The following is a 19,619-nucleotide window of genomic DNA, read 5'->3' as shown; positions in this document are numbered from 1 at the left end:
GACGTCCGTCCCTGCTCGACGCATGACGTCCGGGCGCCGCGGCGCTGGCCGGGCTCAGGCCCCCTTGCCGGTGACGGTCACCGGCACGTTGCCGCGGGTCGCCTTGGAGTAGGGGCACACCTGGTGCGCGGCCTCGACCAGCTCCTGGGCCTTGGCGTCGTCGACCCCCGGGATCGTGGCGGTGATGTCGGCGGTGATGGCGAACGAGTCGCCCTCCGGCCCGAAGCCCACCGCGATCTCGAGCACCGAGTCGCGGGCGTCGACGCCGTGCTGCTTGGCGACCATGGCCAGCGCACCCTGGAAGCAGGCGCCGTAGCCGACCGCGAACAGCTGCTCGGGGTTGGTGCCGGTGCCCGGCCCGCCGGTCTCCCTCGGGGCGGTCAGGGTCAGGTCGAGGACGCCGTCGTCGGACTTGGCGTGGCCCTCGCGGCCGCCGCGGACGGTGGCGCGGGCGGTGTAGACGATCTTCTCCGGTGTGTTGGTCATGCGGACCAGCCAACCCGGCGCCGCGACGACCTGTTTCACCCCCAGGGTGGGCCCGCGGGGGCTCAGACCGCCTTGAGCGCCGCCAGCAGCTTGGTGAGCGAGTCCTTGGCGTCGCCGAAGAGCAGGGTGGTCGTGGGCTCGAAGAGCAGCTCGTTCTCGATGCCGGCGAAGCCCGGGCGCATCGAGCGCTTGAGGAAGACCACCTGCTTGGCCTGGTCGACGTCGAGGATCGGCATCCCGTAGATCGGCGCCGAGGGCGTGGTGCGCGCCGCCGGGTTGACCACGTCGTTGGCGCCCACGACCAGCACGACGTCGGTCTGGCGGAACTCGCCGTTGATGTCGTCCATCTCGGCGAGCTGGTCGTAGGGCACCTGCGCCTCGGCGAGCAGCACGTTCATGTGGCCGGGCATCCGCCCGGCGACCGGGTGGATGGCGTAGTCGACCTTCGCGCCGCGCGCCAGCAGCACCTCGACCAGCTCGCGCAGCGTGTGCTGGGCCTGGGCCACCGCCAGGCCGTAGCCGGGCACGACGATGACCCGGTCGGCGTACGCCAGCAGGATCGCGACGTCCTCGGGCCCGGCCGAGCGGACCGGCCGGTCGGAGGCCTCGCCCGCCCCGAGGGTGGAGCCGCCGCGCAGCGCGCCGAAGAGGATGTTGGCCACCGAACGGCCCATCGCACCGGCCATCAGCAGCGTCAGGAAGGTGCCGGCCGCGCCGACCAGGGTGCCGGCGACCAGCAGCACCACGTTGCCGAGCACGTAGCCGCCCGCGGCGACGGTCAGGCCGGTGAAGGCGTTGAGCAACGAGATCACGATCGGCACGTCGGCCCCGCCGACGGGCAGCACGAGCAGGACGCCCAGGGCCAGGCCCACGAGCCCCAGCACGACGCCCACCGCGAGCGAGGCGTCGAGCACCACCAGCACCGAGAGCCCGACGCCGGCCACCAGGGCGCCGCCGAAGGCCACCGGCAGCCCGGGGAAGACCACCGGGCGCGAGGTCATCAGCTCCTGGAGCTTGGCGAAGGTGACCGCCGAACCGGCGAAGGAGACCGAGCCGACGACGACGGTGAAAGCCGTGGCGGCCAGGTCGAAGGCGGGGGTGCGCGCCCCCATGTGCTGCAGCTCCAGCAGCGCCACCAGCGCGGCGGCGCCACCACCGACGCCGTTGAAGAGCGCCACCATCTGCGGCATCTGGGTCATCTGGACCTTGCGCGCCCCCACGACCCCGACCAGCGAGCCGACCGCGATCGCGGCCAGCATCAGCGGCACGTGGTCGAGCTCGAGGTAGGCGAAGGGCACCACCACGGCCACGACCGCGGCAGCGGCGCCGACGAGGTTGCCCAGCCGCGCGGTGCGCGGGCCCGAGAGCCCCTTCAGCGCCAGGATGAAGCAGACCGCGCAGCCCAGGTAGACCAGCTGGACCCAGGTCGGCATCAGCGCTCCGTCCGCTCGGAGGACGCGGCCCGCGGCTTGCGGCGCGAGAACATCTGCAGCATCCGGTCGGTGACCACGAAGCCGCCGACCATGTTGATGGCCGCCAGCACGATCGCGACCAGGCCCACGACCAGGGCGACGGTCGAGTCGGTGCTGCCCGTGACGATGACGGCGCCGAGCAGGATGATCCCGTGGATCGCGTTGGCGCCCGACATCAGCGGTGTGTGCAGCGTCGAGGAGACCTTCGAGATGACCTCGATGCCCACGAAGACGCTGAGCACGAAGATGGTCAGCCAGACCACGCCCTCGCTCATGCGCCACCCCCTTCCGCCGGGCCCTCGAGGAGCACCCGGGTCGGCTCGTGCCGGATGACGCCGGCGTGGGTCACGCAGGCCCCGGCCAGGATCTCGTCGTCGAGGTCGAGCACCAGCTCGCCCTCGGGCGCCAGCAGCGCGACCAGGTTGACCACGTTCTGGGCGTAGAGCCGCGAGGCCGGCCCCGGCATCTGCGCCGGCACGTTGCGACCGCCCCAGACCTGGGCCTGGCCGATGCGCACCACCTCGCCGGCCACGACGCCCTCGACGTTGCCGCCGGAGTCGGCGGCCAGGTCGACCACGACCGACCCGGGGCGCATCTGCTCGACCATCGCCCGGGTCACCAGCACCGGCGCGGTGCGCCCCGGCACCGCAGCGGTGGTGATCAGCCCGTCGGCGTTGGCGACGTACGGCGCCAGGAGCTCGCGCTGGAGCCGGGCCCGCTCCTCGCCCATCTCGCGGGCGTAGCCGCCGGCGCCCTCGAGGGTCGGCAGGTCGAGCTCGATGGCCTGGGCGCCCATCGAGCGGATCTCCTCGGCGGCGGCCGCGCGCACGTCGTACGCCTTGACGACGGCGCCGAGGCGCTTGGCGGTCGCGATCGCCTGCAGCCCGGCGACGCCGGCGCCGAGGACGACGACCTCGGCGGGCGGCACGGTGCCCGCGGCGGTCATGTTGAGGGGGAAGAAGCGGCGCAGCAGCCCGGCGCAGACGACCGCGCAGCGGTAGCCGGCCACCAGCGACTGCGACGACAGCGCGTCCATCGACTGCGCGCGCGAGATGCGCGGCACCAGCTCCATGGCCAGGCTGGTGATGCCGAGGTCACGCAGGTCGCGCACCAGGTCGGTCTCGAGCGCGGTCGGCAGGAACGAGACCGTCACCGCGTGCTCCGGCAGGCGCCGGGCGGCCTCCCGGTCCAGCGGCTGCACCGAGAGCACCAGCTCGGCGTCGGCGAGCGGGTCGTCGACGACGCTCGCGCCCGCCTCGGCGTACGCCGCGTCGTCGGCGAGGGCGCCCAGCCCGGCGCCGGTCTCGACGGCGACCGTGTGGCCCACGGCGGTGAGCTTGGCCACCAGCTCGGGCACCAGCGCGACCCGGGCCTCGGCCTCGCGGGTCTCGCGCACGACTGCGACTCTCACCCTGGTCAACCTAGGGGAGATCGCCGACGCCCGCGCGTCACGCGCCGGGGCCGACCCCGATGTGTTCGAGCAGCTCGTGGCGCGGGCGGCGCCGCGGCCCCTCGCCGAGGTGGGAGGCGACCAGGGCCACGGTCTCGGCGCGCCACTCCGGTCCGCGGTAGCCGTCGAGCAGCCGCACCCAGTCGTCGACGTGGGCCGGGCGCCCCAGGCGGGCGAGCGTCACGTGCGGGCGGAAGCGCTGCCCGTCGACCCGGGCGCCGCTGACCGCACCCGCGGTGCGGCAGCCCTCGGCCAGCCGGTCGAGCTCGCCGGCCGGCTCGACCTCGAGCCCGGCCCAGAGCACCCGCGCGGCGGCGGGGTCGGGGAAGGCGCCCCCACCCGCGACCCGGGCGGCGAGCGGCGTACGACGCGCGGCCGCGGTGCGCAGCCGCTCGACCAGCTCGTCGAGGCGCCACTCCTCGACGTCGCCGTAGAAGGCCAGCGTCACGTGCAGGTGCTCGGCCGCGCTCCAGCGGAACCCGGCGGCGCTGCGGCGCACCTCCAGGAACGCGTCGAGGTGCTCCACCGCCTCCGGCGGCGGCACCAGCGCAGCGAACAGTCGCACCCGCCCACCCCACCACGACCCAGCGCGAATATCTCGCCCATCCGGCACATATCTCCCAGTGAGCCGGCGCAGATCTCCCCTCGAGCCGGCCCGTTCTGGCGTCAACGAGATCCGCGCCGGGTCAGCGCGAAGTTCGCGCCGGGTCAACGCGAAGTTTGCGCCGGGTCAGCCGACCTGGGTGCCGAGCAGGGTGCCGATGAGGAAGGTGACGGCCATGGCGAAGAGACCGCCGCCGACGTTGCGCAGCACGGCCCGGCCGGCGGGTCCGTAGCCGAGCTTGGCGCTGGCGTAGCCGGTGAGGGCCAGGGCCAGGGCGACCGCGCCCATGGTGACCCCCACCCGGAGGTCGGCGACCACGAAGAGGATCGTGAGCAGCGGGAGCAGGGCGCCCAGGGTGAAGGAGAGCATCGAGGCCCAGGCCGCGTGCCAGGGGCTGGTCAGGTCGTCGGGGTCGATGCCGAGCTCGGCCTCGGCGTGCGCCCCGAGGGCGTCGTGCTCCGTGAGCTGGCGGGCCACCTGCAGGGCGAGGTCCTCGTCGAGGCCCTTGCCGACGTAGATCGCGGCCAGCTCGGCCAGCTCCTCCTCGGGCTCCTCCTCGAGCTCGCGGCGCTCCTTGTCGAGCAGCGCGCGCTCGGAGTCGCTCTGGGTGCTCACCGAGACGTACTCGCCGGCACCCATGCTCAGCGCCCCCGCGACGACCGCGGCGACGCCGGCGATGAGGATCGCGTTGCGGTCGGTGGTCGCGCCGGCCACGCCGACCACCACGCCGGCCGTCGACACGATGCCGTCGTTGGCGCCGAGCACGGCGGCGCGCAGCCAGTTGAGCCTCGAGTTGATGCCCTCGCCGTGCGGCTCGTCGTCGTGCGGGCCGACGTCGATCGGGGCGTGCTCGAGGTCGGAGGTCATGGGCCCATCATCGACGGGCCCACGACCCCCTCGCAACGAAGGTGAGGCTGCGCTGGGCGGCCTGGGTCACAGCCCCAGGTCGCGGCCGATGAGCTCCTTCATGATCTCGTTGGAGCCCGCCCAGATCTTCGAGACGCGGGCGTCGCGCCAGGCGCGGGCCACGCGGTACTCGTTCATGAAGCCGTAGCCACCGTGCAGCTGCACGCAGTGGTCGAGCACGTCGTTCTGCGCCTGGCTGGTCCACCACTTGGCCTTCGCCGCGTCGACGGGGGTCAGCTCGCCCTTGTCGTGGGCCACCACGCACTGGTCGACGTACGCCTCGGCGACCTCGATGGCGGTGAACTGCTCGGCCAGCAGGAACTTGTTGTGCTGGAACTGCCCGATGGACTGGCCGAAGGCCTTGCGGTCCTTGGTGTACTGCAGCGTCTCGACGAGGATCTGCTTGGCGTGCGCGACGTTGGAGATGGCGCAGCCCAGGCGCTCCTGCGGCAGCTTCTGCATCATCGCGATGAAGCCGCCGCCGAGCTCGCCGAGCACGTGGTCGTCGCCGAGGCGGACGTTCTCGAAGAACAGCTCGGCGGTGTCGGACTCGTCCTGGCCGACCTTGTCGAGCTTGCGGCCGCGGCTGAAGCCGGGCGCGTCGGAGGGGATCGCGAAGAGGGTGATGCCGCGCGCGCCCTTCTCGGGGTCGGTGCGCACGGCGGTGATCACCAGGTCGGCGGAGTAGCCGTTGGTGATGAAGGTCTTCGAGCCGTTGATGACCCACTGGTCGCCGTCGCGCACGGCGGTGGTCTTCAGCGCGGCCAGGTCGGAGCCGCCGGAGGGCTCGGTCATGCCGATGGCCAGCAGGATCTCGCCGGCCGCGACGCCGGGCAGCCAGCGCTGCTTCTGCTCCTCGGTGCCGAGCTCGACGATGTACGGCGCGGTGATGTCGGCGTGGATGCCCCAGCACGAGCCCAGCGCGGCGTTGACCTTGTTGAGCTCCTCGGCCGCCACCGCGTTGAACCGGTAGTCCTCGGCGCCGGCGCCGCCGTACTCCTCGGGGATCTCCAGGCCCAGGAAGCCCTGCTTGCCGGCCTCGAGCCAGAACTCGCGCGGCAGGGCCTTGTCGGCCGCGTGCTGCTCGACGTCCGGGATGACCGAACGCTCCAGGAACTCGCGCACTGATGCGCGGAAGGCCTCGTGGTCCTCGTCGTAGATGCTCCGCTTCATGCCGCACATGCTACCGACGGGTAGGGCGTGTGGCACAGGGGTGATCGGGGAAGGCCCCCTGCCGGGTGGACAGCCGCGGCCGCCGGTCGTGCTTTGATCGATCCAACCCGCCCCACCACGCAACTCGAGGGAGCACCACCCGCATGGAGACCTGGCCCGGCACCGCCTACCCGCTCGGCGCGACGTTCGACGGGAGCGGCACCAACTTCGCGCTCTTCAGCGAGGTGGCCGACAGCGTCGTGCTCTGCCTCTTCGACGAGGACCCCGAGGCCCCCGACGGCCCCCTGCTCGAGACCTGCGTGGAGCTGCAGGAGGTCGACGCCCACGTCTGGCACTGCTACCTGCCGACCGTCCAGCCGGGCCAGCGCTACGGCTACCGCGTGCACGGGCCGTGGGACCCCGACCAGGGCCTGCGCTGCAACCCCAACAAGCTGCTGCTCGACCCCTACGCCAAGGCCACCTGGCGCGAGATCGACTGGGACCCCAGCCTCTTCGCCTACACCTTCGGCGAGGAGGACTCGCGCAACGACGACGACTCCGCGGCCCACATGACCCTCGGCGTGGTCATCAACCCCTTCTTCGACTGGGAGGGCGACCGCCGCCCGCGCGTCGACTACAACGACACCGTCGTCTACGAGGCCCACGTCAAGGGCCTGACCCAGCTGCACCCCGACGTGCCCGAGGAGCTGCGCGGCACGTACGCCGGCGTCGCGCACCCGGCCGTCGTGGAGCACCTCAAGAAGCTCGGGGTCACGGCCGTCGAGCTGATGCCGGTGCACCAGTTCATCCAGGACAACACGCTGCTCGAGAAGGGCCTGCGCAACTACTGGGGCTACAACACCCTGGGCTTCTTCGCCCCGCACGCCGACTACTCGGCCTCCGCGCACGCCGGGGTCGGTCGCGGCCAGCAGGTCCAGGAGTTCAAGGCGATGGTCAAGGAGCTGCACGCGGCGGGCATCGAGGTGATCCTCGACGTGGTCTACAACCACACCGCCGAGGGCAACCACCTGGGCCCGACCCTGAGCATGAAGGGCATCGACAACCAGGCCTACTACCGCCTCGTCGAGGACGACCCGCGCTACTACATGGACTACACCGGCACCGGGAACACCCTCAACGTGCGCCACCCGCACTCGCTGCAGCTGATCATGGACTCCCTGCGCTACTGGGTCACCGAGATGCACGTCGACGGCTTCCGCTTCGACCTGGCCTCGGCGCTGGCGCGCGAGTTCTACGAGGTCGACCGGCTCGCGACGTTCTTCGAGCTCGTGCAGCAGGACCCGGTGGTCAGCCAGGTCAAGCTCATCGCCGAGCCCTGGGACGTCGGGCCCGGCGGCTACCAGGTCGGCGGCTTCCCGCCACAGTGGACCGAGTGGAACGGCGCCTACCGCGACACGGTGCGCGACTTCTGGCGCGGCGAGCCCTCGCTCGGCGAGTTCGCCAGCCGGCTCTCCGGCTCCTCCGATCTCTACGAGCACTCCGGGCGCCGCCCGTTCGCCAGCATCAACTTCGTCACCGCCCACGACGGGTTCACCCTGCGCGACCTGGTCTCCTACAACGAGAAGCACAACGAGGCCAACGGCGAGGACAACAACGACGGCGAGAGCCACAACCGCTCGTGGAACCACGGCGCGGAGGGCCCCACCGACGACCCCGCCGTGCTCGAGCTGCGCGCCCGCGCCCAGCGCAACTTCATCACCACGCTGCTGCTGAGCCAGGGCGTGCCGATGCTGCTGCACGGCGACGAGGCCGGGCGCACCCAGGACGGCAACAACAACACCTACGCCCAGGACTCCGAGATCGCCTGGATGCACTGGGACCGCCTCGACACCCCGCTGGTGGAGTTCACCGCCGCGGTCTCGCGGCTGCGCGCCGAGCACCCGACGTTCCGCCGCAAGCGGTTCTTCACCGGCCACACCGTGCGCACCGGCCCCGAGGGCGCCGAGCGCCTCAACGACATCGTGTGGCTGCACCCCGAGGGCCGCCCGATGGAGGACGAGGACTGGGAGGGCGACGACCGGGTGCTGGGCATGTACCTCAACGGCCACGGCATCGCCGGGCGCGACCCGCGCGGCCAGGTCATCGAGGACGACCACTTCCTGCTCTACTTCAACGCCGCCGACTTCGACGTCGAGGTGACCCTGCCGCCCGAGGAGTACGCCGCGCGCTGGCAGGTCGCCATCAACACCGCGGGGAACGGCGACCGGCCCGAGCCGATCGAGCCGGCCAGCACCCTGACGATGGCCTCGCGCAGCGTGCTGGTGCTGCAGGAGCACTCCGAGCCCGAGACCGACGTGGACCACTCGGTGGCCGCCTCGATCGCAGCCCACTCCACCACCCGGTCGCAGACCGCGACCGGCGCGGCCCCCGAGGACGCCTGACGTGGGCGGCTCCGGGCCCACGCGTCGACCGGTCTCGACGTACCGCTTCCAGGTCAGCGCCGACCTCGACCTGCACGAGGTCGCGCGCCGGCTGGAGTACGTGCACGGGCTGGGCGTCGACTGGGTCTACCTCTCCCCGCTGCTGGCCGCCGAGCCCGGCAGCAGCCACGGGTACGACGTCGTGGCCCACGACCACCTCGACGAGTCGCGGGGCGGGGCCGAGGGCCTGGCCGCCGTGAGCGCCGAGGCCCGGCGCCGGGGCCTGGGCGTGCTCGTCGACATCGTGCCCAACCACGTCGGGGTCGCGACCCCGAGCGAGGACCCCTGGTGGTGGGAGGTGCTGCGCGACGGCCGCGACGCCGAGCACGCGGGTGCCTTCGACATCGACTGGGACACCGCCGACCAGCGACTGCGCATCCCCGTCGTCGGCGACGACGACCTGCTGCCCGACGGGCAGGTCGACCACCTGCGCCTCGTCGAGGGCGGGCGCGGCCTCGAGCTGCACTACTGGGACCAGGCCTTCCCGGTGGCCGACGGCACCGCCTCGGGCGTCGACGACGACCCGCAGGCCGTGCACGCGCGCCAGCACTACGAGCTCGTCGACTGGCACCGCGCCGACGACGCGCTCAACTACCGCCGCTTCTTCGCCGTCAACACCCTCGCCGCGGTGCGGGTCGAGGAGCCCGAGGTCTTCGACGAGACCCACGTCGAGATCCGCCGCTGGTTCACCGAGGGGCTCGTCGACGGGCTGCGCGTGGACCACCCCGACGGCCTGCGCGACCCGAAGGGCTACCTCGACGACCTCGCCGAGCTGACCGGGTCGGCGTACACGCTGGTGGAGAAGATCCTCGAGCCCGGCGAGGCGCTGCCGACGAGCTGGGCCACCGACGGCACCACCGGGTACGACGCCCTGGCCTGGGTCGACCGGGTGCTCACCGACCCGGCCGGGCAGGCGCCGCTCGACGCGCTCGAGGCACGGCTGCGGGGGCTGCCCGCGGGCGAGGTCGTCGACTACCCCGCGATGGTGCACGACCTCAAGCGCGAGGTGGCCGACGGGATCCTGCACAGCGAGGTGCGCCGAATCGTGCGCGACCTGCGCCGCGACGTGCCCGAGCGGGTGCCCTCGAGCACCGCCGACGCCGTCGCCGAGCTGATGGCCTGCTTCCCGGTCTACCGCTCCTACCTGCCCGAGGGCTACGAGCACGTCGACGAGGCGTTCGCCGCGGCCCGCGAGCGCCGGCCCGACCTCGCGGCCACCCTCGACACCATCGAGCCGTGGCTGCGCGACCCCTCGCTCGACGCCTGCCGCCGCTTCCAGCAGACCAGCGGGATGGTGATGGCCAAGGGTGTCGAGGACTGCGCGTTCTACCGCTACTCGCGCCTGACCTCGCTCAACGAGGTCGGCGGCGACCCACACGAGTTCTCGCTCGGGGTCGACGGGCTGCACGAGCACCTGGCAGCGCGCCAGCGCGACTGGCCGCACGCCATGACCACGCTCTCGACCCACGACACCAAGCGCGGCGAGGACGTGCGCGCCCGCATCACCGTGCTCGCCGAGGTGCCGCAGCGCTGGGAGGAGACCCTCGACCGGCTGCTCGCGCTGGCGCCGCTGCCCGACCCGGGCTTCGGGTCCCTGCTGTGGCAGGCCGTGCTCGGTGCCTGGGGCTCCGACCCCGACGACGTGCTGCGCGAGCGGCTGCACGGCTACGCGATGAAGGCGATGCGCGAGGCCGGCGACCGCACCACCTGGACCGAGCCCGACGAGACGTACGAGGCGGCCGTGCACGCCGCGGTCGACGCGGCCTTCGACGACCAGGAGGTCCGCAGCGCCCTCGAGGGCCTGCTGGCCGAGGTCGTCGACGCGGGCTGGTCCAACGCGCTGGCCGCCAAGGCGCTGGCGATCACGATGCCGGGCGTGCCCGACGTCTACCAGGGCTCCGAGCTGTGGGAGCAGTCGCTCGTCGACCCCGACAACCGGCGCCCCGTCGACCTCGACCTGCGCGCCCGGCTGCTCGCCGAGATCGACGCGGGACAGCGACCGCCCGCCCCCTCGGGCGTCGACGACCCCGGCACCGCCAAGCTCCACGTCACCGCCACCGCGCTGCGGCTGCGCCGCGACCGGGCCGAGCTGTTCACCGGCTACACGCCGGTGGCCGCCTCCGGCGAGGCCGCCGACCACGTGGTCGCCTTCGACCGCGGCGGGGCCGTGAGCGTCGCGACCCGGCTCCCGCTGGGGCTCGCGGCCCGGGGCGGCTGGGGCGGCACCCGGCTCGCCCTGCCGCCCGGCACCTGGCGCGACGCCCTGACCGGCGAGGTCACCGACGGCGACCTCGCCACGCTGCTGGCGACCTACCCGGTCGCCCTGCTCGTCCAGGAGGACTGATGGTCTCGACAGCCCACGGCCGCGGCCGCTTCGACGTCTGGGCGCCGCGCCCCGAGCGGGTGCGGCTGCTGGTCGACGGCCGGACCGTGCCGATGCGGCGCGGCGACGACGGCTGGTGGTCGCCCGACGGGCCGGTCCCCGACGGCGAGGTCGACTACGGCTACCTGCTCGACGACGACTCCGACCCGCGGCCCGACCCGCGCTCGCGCCGCCAGCCCGCGGGGGTCCACGGGCTCTCGCGCACCTACGACCCGTCGGCCTTCGCCTGGACCGACCGGGCGTGGACCGGCCGCCAGCTGGCCGGGTCGGTGATCTACGAGATGCACGTGGGCACCTTCACCCCCGAGGGCACCCTCGACGCCGCGCTCGGACGCCTCGACCACCTCGTCGACCTGGGCGTCGACCTGGTCGAGGTGATGCCGGTCAACGCCTTCAACGGCACCCACAACTGGGGCTACGACGGCGTCGCCTGGTTCGCGGTCGCCGAGTCGTACGGCGGCCCCGAGGCCTACCAGCGCTTCGTGGACGGCTGCCACGCGGCCGGCCTGGGTGTCATCCAGGACGTGGTGCACAACCACCTCGGCCCCTCGGGCAACTACCTGCCGCTCTACGCGCCGTACCTCAAGGACGGCCGCAACACCTGGGGCGACCTGGTCAACCTCGACGGCGAGGGCTCGGCCGAGGTGCGCCGCTACATCCTCGACAACGTCGCGACGTGGCTGCGCGACTACCACGTCGACGGGCTGCGGCTCGACGCCGTGCACGCGCTCTCCGACGACTCCGAGGTGCACCTGCTGGAGGAGATGGCCGTCGAGGTCGCGGCCCTGTCGGCCCACCAGCGGCGTCCGCTGACGCTGGTCGCGGAGTCCGACCTCAACGACCCGGTGATGATCCGGCCCCGCGAGGCCGGTGGCCGCGGGCTCGACGCCCAGTGGAGCGACGACTACCACCACGCCGTGCACGTGGCGCTGAGCGGTGAGACGACCGGCTACTACGCCGACTTCGAGCCGCTCACCGCGCTGAAGAAGGTCGTGGAGCGCGGCTTCTTCCACGACGGCACCTTCAGCTCCTTCCGCGGCCGTGACCACGGGGTGCCGATCGACACCGACCACACCGCCACCTGGCGCCTGGTCGTGGCGAACCAGAACCACGACCAGGTCGGCAACCGGGCGGTCGGCGACCGGCTCAGCGACCCCTCGCCCGGCCACCTCGACGACGACCAGCTCGGCTGCGCGGCCATGCTGACGCTGCTGGGCCCGTTCACCCCGATGCTCTTCCAGGGCGAGGAGTGGGCGGCCTCGACACCGTTCCAGTTCTTCACCAGCCACCCCGAGCCCGAGCTCGGCACCGCGACGGCCGAGGGCCGGATCGCGGAGTTCGAGCAGATGGGCTGGGACCCCGAGGTCGTGCCCGACCCGCAGGACCCGGCCACCTTCGAGCGCTCCAAGCTCGACTGGAGCGAGCTCGAGCACGGTCGTCACGCCCGGCTGCTCGAGCTCTACCGCTCCCTGGGCCGGCTGCGCCGCACCTGGCCCGAGCTGACCGACCCGTCCTTCGCGGCCACCACCTGCGACGTCGACGAGGCGGCCCGGCTCGTGGTGCTGCACCGCGGGCGGCTGCAGGTCGTGCTCAACCTCGGCGAGCGCCCGCTCGAGGTGCACACCGGGCCCGGCGAGGTGCTGGTCGCCACCGCCTCCGGCGCCGAGCTCGACGCGGACGGGCTGCTGGTGCTGCCCGGCCACGCCGGGGCCGTCGTCCACGCCTGATCGCGAGCCGGCCGGTGCGGACCGGCCGGCTCGCGGCGGCTCACAGGTTGTCGAGGTCGACGGTGTCGTCGGCGGCGGGCGCCTCGACCTCGACCGGCTCGTCGAACTCGGAGAAGTCGACCGTGCCGGGCTCCTCCCCCTCGGTCTTCTCGATGCGCAGCAGCAGGTGCGGCTCCTCGACGGCGATGTAGCCCGTCGAGACCTCGCCGTCCTCGTCGGTCGAGACCACCGCGACCGCGGAGACCCCGTCGACGTCGCTGACCTCGCCCGTCTCGTACGTCGTCCCCTCGTCGGCCTCGTCGAGCAGCTCCTCGAGCAGCTGGTCGAGGTCGCAGAGCTCGGCGAACCCCTCGTCGCCGCCCAGCACGACCCAGCGCCCGTCGACGAGCTCGATGATCTGGTCGGCCTGCGCGCCGCCCTGGGCGCGCCAGAACTCCTCGCTGGGCCGGAACCAGGTCTCGCCGCCGGCGCTGAGCACCTCGGCGTCGGCGCCGTCGACGCCGATCGTGCCCGTGCAGTCGCCGCCGCTGCTCGAGGCCAGGTCGATGGAGATCTGCTCCCCGTCGACGGTCAGCTCGCCGGTGACCCGCAGGCTCTCCAGCTCACCCATCGCCGCCGCGGCGGCGTCGCGGACCTCGGCGCCGTCCTGCTCGGCGAACGCCGAGGTCTCGGCGCCGGTGGCGTCCCCGCCGTCAGCCGTGTCGTCGTCGCTGCCGCAGGCGGCCAGCCCGGCGGTGGCCGTCACCAGTGCCGCGGCACCGGCCGCTCGTCGTACCCAGGTGCTCATGTGGTGTCGCCTCTCTCGTGGGTGCTGCCCACGATCACACCACGTGCGGCGTCCGCTCGGGAGTGTTCTCCACAGGGGTGGACGCGACCTCCTCGCGGAAGCCGTGCCGCGCCCACCACGCCGCCATCGGGGCGGGGACGTACCAGTTCCAGCGCCCGAGCAGCTTCATCGTCGCGGGCACGAGCAGCGCCCGCACCACCGTGGCGTCGATGAGCAGGGCCACGAGCATGCCCACGCCGAGCATCTTCATGAAGACGATGCCGCTGGTGCCGAAGGCGCCGATGACCACGCCCAGCAGCAGCGCGGCGCTGGTGATGATCCGCCCGGTCTTCTGCACCCCGGTGGCCACGGCGAGGTCGTTGTCGCCCGTGCGGTCCCACTCCTCGCGCACCCGGCTGAGCAGGAACACCTCGTAGTCCATCGAGAGCCCGAAGAGGATCGCTACCATCAGGATCGGGTTGGTGGCGTCGAGGAAGCCCTGGGGGGTGAAGCCGAGCAGGTCGGCCAGGTGGCCGTCGCTGAAGATCCAGGTGACGACGCCGAAGGCCGCGGCGATGGAGAAGAGGTTCATCACGACGGCCTTGACCGGCAGCACCACCGACCCGAACGCCACGAAGAGCAGCACCAGCATCACCACCACCACGACCAGGGCCATCCACGGCAGGTGGTCGGCGACCGAGTCGACGAGGTCGACGGTGTCGGCGCTCACCCCGCCCACCAGGGCGGCGCCGCTCGCCGGCTCGACCGCACGCAGGTCGCGCACGATCTCCTGGGAGCGCTCGGTCTGGCTGTTGCCGGTCCAGGTGGCGCGCAGCAGCGTGGCCTCCTCGCCGCCGCGGGCCTGCTCGGGGCCGGCGACCGTCTGCACCGTCCCCACCCCGTCGACCTGCTGGGCCGCGGCGACGTACGCCGCCACGTCGTCGGCGCGGGTGCCGCGCAGCAGCAGGCTCGCGGTCGAGGTCTCGGCACCGAACTCCTCGGCGAGCAGGTCGGCGGTCCGGTGGGCCGGCGCGTCGGCCGGCAGCACCCGGTGGTCGACGCTGCCCCAGCGCACCCCGAGGAACGGGGCGGCCACCGCGAGCAGCACGACCACGGTCACGGCGATCACGGCCACCGGGCGGCGCATCACGCCGCGCGCCAGCACCGCCCAGCGACCCCCGTCGGCGGCCTCGGCCCCGGGGCGCCGCCACGGCATCCGCCCGGCGTCGACCCGGCGCCCGAGCAGCCGCAGCACGGCGGGCAGGACCGTGAGCGCGGCCAGCATCGCCACGACGACCGCGGCCATGCCGCCGTACCCCATCGAGCGCAGGAAGCCCTGCGGGAAGATCAGCAGGCTCGACATCGCCGCGGCGACGGTCAGGCCCGAGAAGAGCACCGTGCGGCCCGCGGTGGCCATCGTGCGCCGGATCGCGGTCGCGGCCGCGTCGGGGTCCTCGACCGGCAGGGTCGCGAGCTCCTCCCGGAAGCGGCTCACCACGAAGAGCGCGTAGTCGATGGCCAGCCCGATGCCGAGCAGCGAGATGATGTTGATCGAGAAGACCGAGACGTCGGTGAGGCCGGCGATCACCCGCACCACCGCCAGCGCCCCGAGCATCGCCACCAGGCCCACCATCGCCGGCATCAGCGCGGCGACCGCCGAGCCGAAGATGAGCAGCGCCAGCAGCACCACCAGCGGCAGCGAGATCAGCTCGGCCCGCTTGAGGTCCTTCGACGTGATCTCGTTGACGTCGTTGTAGACGGCGTACGAGCCGGTGAGCCCGGTCTCGAGCCCGTCGGCCTCCAGCAGCGGCGCCAGCTCGTCGTAGGCGGTGAGGAAGTCGTCCTGGCTCTCGCCGGCCAGCGAGACCAGCACCTGGGCGTGGTGGCCGTCGGCGCTCACCAGCCCGCTGTCGGGCCCGGCGGCATAGTAGGGCACCACCTGGGTGACCAGGTCGCCCGGGATGCCCGCCACGACCTCCTCGACCGCGGCGCGGAAGCCCCGGTCGCCGGCCAGCCGGTCCTCGTCGGAGTAGACGGCCACGACGTCGACCGTGCGGTTGCCGAAGAGCTCGCGCTCGGCCACCAGCTCGCGTGCGGTCTCGGAGGAGGGGTCGTCGAAGCCGCCCTGCTCGAGGGAGTCGAAGACACCGGCGCCGTAGGCCCCGGCGGCCAGGACGAGGGCGACGGCCACCAGCAGCACCGCTCGGGCACGACGGGCCACGAAGGCACCCCAACGATCGATCATCGGACCCAACCCCCGGTGCGGCTGCCCCGCGGCCGGTTGCCGTGACGGGGCATCATGAAAGTGAACGGTGTAAACCGTAAACGGTGTAAACTCCGGCTGTCAACGGTCCTCGGGAGCGGCCGCACGACACCGAGAGGGAGCCCGGATGACCCAGACCGGCCAGCCGACGCGACGCGAGCGCCAGCGCGAGGCGACGTACGACGAGATCGTGCGGGTCTCCCGCGAGCTGCTGGTCGCGGGCGCGGAGCTGTCGCTGCGCGCGGTCGCCGCCCGGATGGGGATGACGGCGCCGGCGCTGTACCGCTACGTGTCCAGCTACCAGGACCTCGTCGACCTGGTCGCCTTCGAGATCGACAAGGCGGCCACCGCGCGGTTCGCCGCGGCCGCCGACACCCTGCCCCCCGACGACGTCGCGGGCCGGCTGGTGCTCTCCACGACGGAGTTCCGGATGTGGGCCCTCGACGCGCCCCGCGAGTTCGGGCTGGTCTTCGCCAACCCCGTCGCCGACCCGGTGTGCGGCCGGCGCGAGGCGCTGACGCTGTCGAGCTCGGGGCTGCTCTTCACCGACCAGATGCGCGCCATCTGGGAGCAGCGCCGCTTCCCGGTGCCGGCGCTGGAGGACCTCACCGAGACCGCGCGCACCTCCGTGCTCGACCCGCTCATCCCCGCCGAGAGCGAGGGCATCGCGCCCGAGGACCGCGGGCTGATGTGGGTCTACATGCAGGGCTGGACCCAGCTGTACGGCGTCGTCGCGCTCGAGGTCTTCGGCCACATGGACCCGCGGCTGATCGAGAGCGGCGACATGTTCGTCGACGTGCTGACCCGCTTCGCGCCCACCATCGGGGTCACCGACGAGATGCCGCGCCTCGAGGTGCTGGTGCGCGAGCGGATCGCGCGCGGCTGAGCAGTGGCCCCGGGGGCGGGCTCAGGCGAGCCGGGCCCCGAGGAGCTGGTCGACCCAGGCCGGCACCAGCACACCGGCAGGGCCGTGCCGCGAGTCGTGGAACCACATCGACCCCTCGGAGGGCTCCAGGTTGAGCTCGAGGGTGCGAGCGCCGCTGCGGCGTGCGTGCTGCACGAACCCGGCCGCGGGGTAGACCGCGCCGGAGGTGCCGATGGAGACGAAGGTGTCGGCGCGACCGAGGTGCTCGAGGATGCGGTCCATCTCGTAGGGGATCTCCCCGAACCACACCACGTCGGGGCGCAGCTCGGCGTGGCCGCAGCCGGGGCACGGCGGGTGGTCGAGCAGCTCGCGCTCCCAGCGCACCCGGCCCTCGCAGGCCCGGCACAGCGCCGAGAGCAGCTCGCCGTGCATGTGCACCACGTTGCGGGAGCCGGCACGCTCGTGCAGGTCGTCGATGTTCTGGGTGACCAGCAGCAGGTCGTCGCCCAGGGTCTCCTCGAGCCGGGCCAGGGCGTGGTGCGCGGCGTTCGGCTCGACCCGGGCCAGGGCGCTGCGGCGCTCGTCGTAGAAGCGCAGCACCCGCGAGGGGGCCGCCTCGTAGGCCTCGGGGGTGGCGACGTCCTCGACGTGGTGGCCCTCCCAGAGCCCGTCGGCGTCGCGGAAGGTCGGCACCCCGCTCTCGGCGGAGATACCGGCCCCGGTCAGCACGACGACGCTCACGCGCCCAGGGTAGGCCTGTCGTTGTGGGGCGTGTGAGTCAGGACACCACGGTGAGATCGAAGTTCACGACGAGCCCCTCGACGGAGGTGGTCGTGGCCTCGACCTGCACGTCGCCCTCGGCCTCGGAGGTGATGTCGCAGGTGGTGGTCTCGCCCTCCTCGCCGATCAGCTCCCCGTCGCAGGTGACCTCGTCGAGGGTGAACCCCTGGTCGGTGTAGAACCGGTCGACGCCGTCGGCGACCTCCTCGGCGGGGACGAAGAGCACCTGGTCGAACTCGACCTCCTCGCCCTGCACGTCGGTGACCACGAGCCGCACCCCGGTGACCGACCCGTCGCCCGTGAAGGTGATCAGGCAGTCCTGCGTCGCGTCGACCTCGGGGTCGAGCCCGCCCTCGCAGGCCACGTCGAACTGGTCGACGTCCTCGCCGCTCATGTTGCTGGTGAGCTCGGCCTCGAGGGCGTCCGGGGTGATGGCGGCGGGCTCACCCCCGCCGACAGACACCTCCCCGCTGCAGGCGCTCAGCAGCAGGCCCGGGACGAGCAGCGCGCCGAGCGTGGACGGGGACGGGGTGGGCAGGCGCACGGGACCTCACGGGTGGGCGGGGCGCCACGACGGCGCCCGGATCCTCCGAGCATCCTCCGCGGCGGCCTCGACCGCGACCCCTCCCCTCGTGCCGCGCGGCTGGACTGGACCACCGGCGTCGGTCCGGGCCGGGTCGTCGCGAGTTCCGGGCCGGGTCAGTAGTACCAGGGGTAGGGCGACCAGTCGGGGTCGCGCTTCTCGAGGAACTGGTCGCGGCCCTCGGCGGCCTCGTCGGTCATGTACGCGAGGCGGGTGGTCTCGCCGGCGAAGAGCTGCTGGCCGACCAGACCGTCGTCGATGGCGTTGAAGGAGTACTTCAGCATCCGCTGCGCGGTCGGGCTCTTGCCGTTGACCAGCCGGCCCCACTCCAGGGCGGTGGCCTCGAGCTCGGCGTGCGGCACGGCCTTGTTGACGGTGCCCATCTCGACGCCGTCCTGGGCGGAGTAGGTCTGGCCGAGGAAGAAGATCTCGCGGGCCTTCTTCTGCCCCACCTGGCGGGCCAGGTACGCCGACCCGAAGCCGCCGTCGAAGGAGCCGACGTCGGCGTCGGTCTGCTTGAAGCGGGCCTCCTCGGCGCTGGCCAGGGTCAGGTCGCAGACCACGTGCAGCGAGTGCCCGCCGCCGGCGGTCCAGCCGGGGACCACGCAGATGACGATCTTGGGCATGAAGCGGATCAGGCGCTGGACCTCCAGGATGTGCAGCCGCCCCAGGCGGGCCTTGTCGACGGTCTCGGCGCTCTCGCCCTCGGCGTACTGGTAGCCGGCGCGACCGCGGATGCGCTGGTCGCCGCCGGTGCAGAAGGCCCACTTGCCGTTCTTGTCGCTGGGGCCGTTGCCGGTCAGCAGCACGCACCCGACGTCGCTGGTGGTGCGGGCGTGCTCGAGCACCCGCAGCAGCTCGTCGACGGTGTGCGGGCGGAACGCGTTGAGCACGTCGGGCCGGTCGAAGGCGACCCGCACGGTGCCGTGGGCGCGGGCCCGGTGGTAGGTCAGGTCGGTCAGGTCCTCGAAGCCGGGCACGACGTCCCAGGCCTCCGCGTCGAAGATCTCCGACACCCCGTCGATGGCGCTCATGACGAGCAGGCTATCGGCGCCCCGACGAGGTGTCGGAACGGGCCGGGTCGACGCGAGATATGCGCCGGGTCGGCGCGAGATCTGCGCCGGGTCGGCGGGAGTCAGGGGCGGGCGATGCTGACCGCGAGGGCGGCCAGGTGGCCGACCCGGGCGAGCTCGGAGTCCAGGAACTCGGGGCCGCCGCGGCGGCCCAGCAGCACGACCTCGTTGCCGCTGAGGTCGGCGGCGACGTAGATGTTGTTGTCGTCGCCGTCGATCTCGATGCGCTTGGTGCGCATGACCTCGACGAACGGCAGCTCGGGCGGGGCCGCGTCGGTGGCGTGCAGGATGCCGTCGGCGCGGTGCACGCGGGCGGCCCAGTCGGCACGGAAGGTGACCGGCAGCAGGTCGACGAGCCGGTTGATCGCCTGGGCCGGGCTGGCGGTCAGCTCCTCGACGGCCTCGAGGTCGAGGAAGAGGTTGCCGCCGGCGGCGTACCGGCTGATCCAGACAACGCGGACGTCGGGCAGCGCGTGGCAGGCCGAGACGATGGTGTCGGGCATGGTGCCCGGCACCAGGTCCAGCAGCACGTCGTCGACGGCCACGTCGTCGCGCTTCTCGACGATCTCGATCGCCTCGATGTCCCCGCCCGCCTCACCGATGGCGCTCGCCAGGCGGCCCAGCGAACCGGGGACGTCGGGCAGCTCGACACGCAGCAGGAAGGACAC

The 19,619-nt window shown here is 72.9% G+C and carries 17 protein-coding genes; 4 read left to right on the top strand and 13 right to left on the bottom strand.

Annotated elements, in window-relative coordinates; genetic code table 11:
* Window positions 1–54: 54 nt before the first annotated feature.
* The 7 genes from OCU29_RS04485 to OCU29_RS04455 form a co-directional block, all read right to left on the bottom strand.
* The gene (locus OCU29_RS04485) at window positions 55–486 is read right to left on the bottom strand and encodes an organic hydroperoxide resistance protein (RefSeq protein WP_261818956.1); all 432 of its coding nucleotides are present in this window, start codon (window positions 484–486) and stop codon (window positions 55–57) included.
* A 62-nt stretch (window positions 487–548) separates the two neighbouring features.
* Entirely contained in the window at window positions 549–1,919 is a 1,371-nt protein-coding gene (locus OCU29_RS04480) for an NAD(P)(+) transhydrogenase (Re/Si-specific) subunit beta (protein ID WP_261818955.1), read from the bottom strand.
* Window positions 1,919–2,233 carry an NAD(P) transhydrogenase subunit alpha gene (locus OCU29_RS04475; protein WP_179615057.1) on the bottom strand — a complete coding sequence of 105 codons (315 nt, stop codon included), beginning with the start codon at window positions 2,231–2,233 and terminating at the stop codon, window positions 1,919–1,921. Before OCU29_RS04475 ends, OCU29_RS04480 begins: the two co-directional genes overlap by 1 nt.
* Window positions 2,230–3,369: an NAD(P) transhydrogenase subunit alpha gene (locus OCU29_RS04470; RefSeq protein WP_179615056.1), complete on the bottom strand. Its 1,140-nt coding sequence runs from the start codon at window positions 3,367–3,369 to the stop codon at window positions 2,230–2,232. The genes OCU29_RS04475 and OCU29_RS04470 overlap by 4 nt, the downstream gene beginning before the upstream one ends.
* Window positions 3,370–3,406: 37 nt before the next feature.
* The gene (thpR, locus tag OCU29_RS04465) at window positions 3,407–3,973 is read right to left on the bottom strand and encodes an RNA 2',3'-cyclic phosphodiesterase (RefSeq protein ID WP_261818954.1); all 567 of its coding nucleotides are present in this window, start codon (window positions 3,971–3,973) and stop codon (window positions 3,407–3,409) included.
* Between the two features lie 165 nt (window positions 3,974–4,138).
* Window positions 4,139–4,879 carry a VIT family protein gene (locus OCU29_RS04460; RefSeq protein ID WP_261818953.1) on the bottom strand — a complete coding sequence of 247 codons (741 nt, stop codon included), beginning with the start codon at window positions 4,877–4,879 and terminating at the stop codon, window positions 4,139–4,141.
* Window positions 4,880–4,945: 66 nt separating this feature from the next.
* The gene (locus tag OCU29_RS04455; protein WP_261818952.1) at window positions 4,946–6,091 is read right to left on the bottom strand and encodes an acyl-CoA dehydrogenase family protein; all 1,146 of its coding nucleotides are present in this window, start codon (window positions 6,089–6,091) and stop codon (window positions 4,946–4,948) included.
* Window positions 6,092–6,234: 143 nt separating this feature from the next.
* On the opposite strand from OCU29_RS04455, the gene glgX reads away from it, so the two are divergent.
* The 3 genes from glgX to treZ are packed head-to-tail and all read left to right on the top strand — an operon-like array spanning window position 6,235 to window position 12,621.
* Window positions 6,235–8,472, top strand: coding sequence for a glycogen debranching protein GlgX (glgX, locus tag OCU29_RS04450; RefSeq protein WP_179615052.1), 2,238 nt, complete (start codon window positions 6,235–6,237; stop codon window positions 8,470–8,472).
* Window position 8,473: 1 nt separating this feature from the next.
* Complete coding sequence (gene treY, locus OCU29_RS04445) at window positions 8,474–10,855, top strand: malto-oligosyltrehalose synthase (protein ID WP_261818951.1); 2,382 nt, start codon at window positions 8,474–8,476, stop codon at window positions 10,853–10,855.
* Complete coding sequence (gene treZ / locus OCU29_RS04440) at window positions 10,855–12,621, top strand: malto-oligosyltrehalose trehalohydrolase (RefSeq protein ID WP_261818950.1); 1,767 nt, start codon at window positions 10,855–10,857, stop codon at window positions 12,619–12,621. Before treY ends, treZ begins: the two co-directional genes overlap by 1 nt.
* Before the next feature lie 40 nt (window positions 12,622–12,661).
* Here treZ and OCU29_RS04435 read toward each other — a convergent pair whose 3' ends face one another.
* Both OCU29_RS04435 and OCU29_RS04430 read right to left on the bottom strand, forming a co-directional pair.
* A complete protein-coding gene (locus OCU29_RS04435) occupies window positions 12,662–13,408 on the bottom strand; it encodes a hypothetical protein (protein ID WP_261818949.1) in 747 nt (248 codons plus the stop codon).
* 34 nt (window positions 13,409–13,442) lie between these two features.
* A complete protein-coding gene (locus OCU29_RS04430) occupies window positions 13,443–15,632 on the bottom strand; it encodes an MMPL family transporter (protein ID WP_261818948.1) in 2,190 nt (729 codons plus the stop codon).
* Window positions 15,633–15,777: 145 nt separating this feature from the next.
* Between OCU29_RS04430 and OCU29_RS04425 the strand changes: the two genes are divergently transcribed.
* Window positions 15,778–16,536: a TetR/AcrR family transcriptional regulator gene (locus OCU29_RS04425; protein ID WP_261818947.1), complete on the top strand. Its 759-nt coding sequence runs from the start codon at window positions 15,778–15,780 to the stop codon at window positions 16,534–16,536.
* 21 nt (window positions 16,537–16,557) lie between these two features.
* On the opposite strand, the gene OCU29_RS04420 is transcribed toward OCU29_RS04425, so the two are convergent.
* The 4 genes from OCU29_RS04420 to OCU29_RS04405 all read right to left on the bottom strand — a co-directional run bounded on the left by OCU29_RS04420 (window position 16,558) and on the right by OCU29_RS04405 (window position 19,610).
* Entirely contained in the window at window positions 16,558–17,256 is a 699-nt protein-coding gene (locus OCU29_RS04420) for an NAD-dependent deacylase (protein WP_261818946.1), read from the bottom strand.
* 37 nt (window positions 17,257–17,293) lie between these two features.
* The gene (locus OCU29_RS04415; RefSeq protein ID WP_261818945.1) at window positions 17,294–17,839 is read right to left on the bottom strand and encodes a DUF4333 domain-containing protein; all 546 of its coding nucleotides are present in this window, start codon (window positions 17,837–17,839) and stop codon (window positions 17,294–17,296) included.
* Window positions 17,840–17,994: 155 nt separating this feature from the next.
* Window positions 17,995–18,912 carry a 1,4-dihydroxy-2-naphthoyl-CoA synthase gene (locus OCU29_RS04410; protein ID WP_179615043.1) on the bottom strand — a complete coding sequence of 306 codons (918 nt, stop codon included), beginning with the start codon at window positions 18,910–18,912 and terminating at the stop codon, window positions 17,995–17,997.
* 101 nt (window positions 18,913–19,013) lie between these two features.
* Window positions 19,014–19,610 (bottom strand): ACT domain-containing protein, encoded by a 597-nt coding sequence (locus tag OCU29_RS04405; RefSeq protein ID WP_370463659.1) that lies wholly within the window; start codon window positions 19,608–19,610, stop codon window positions 19,014–19,016.
* Window positions 19,611–19,619 lie beyond the last annotated feature (9 nt).

The sequence above is a fragment of the Nocardioides sp. OK12 genome, from assembly GCF_024341885.1.
Taxonomy (GTDB): domain Bacteria; phylum Actinomycetota; class Actinomycetes; order Propionibacteriales; family Nocardioidaceae; genus Nocardioides; species Nocardioides marinisabuli.
This window is presented reverse-complemented; position numbering and strand designations above follow the sequence as displayed.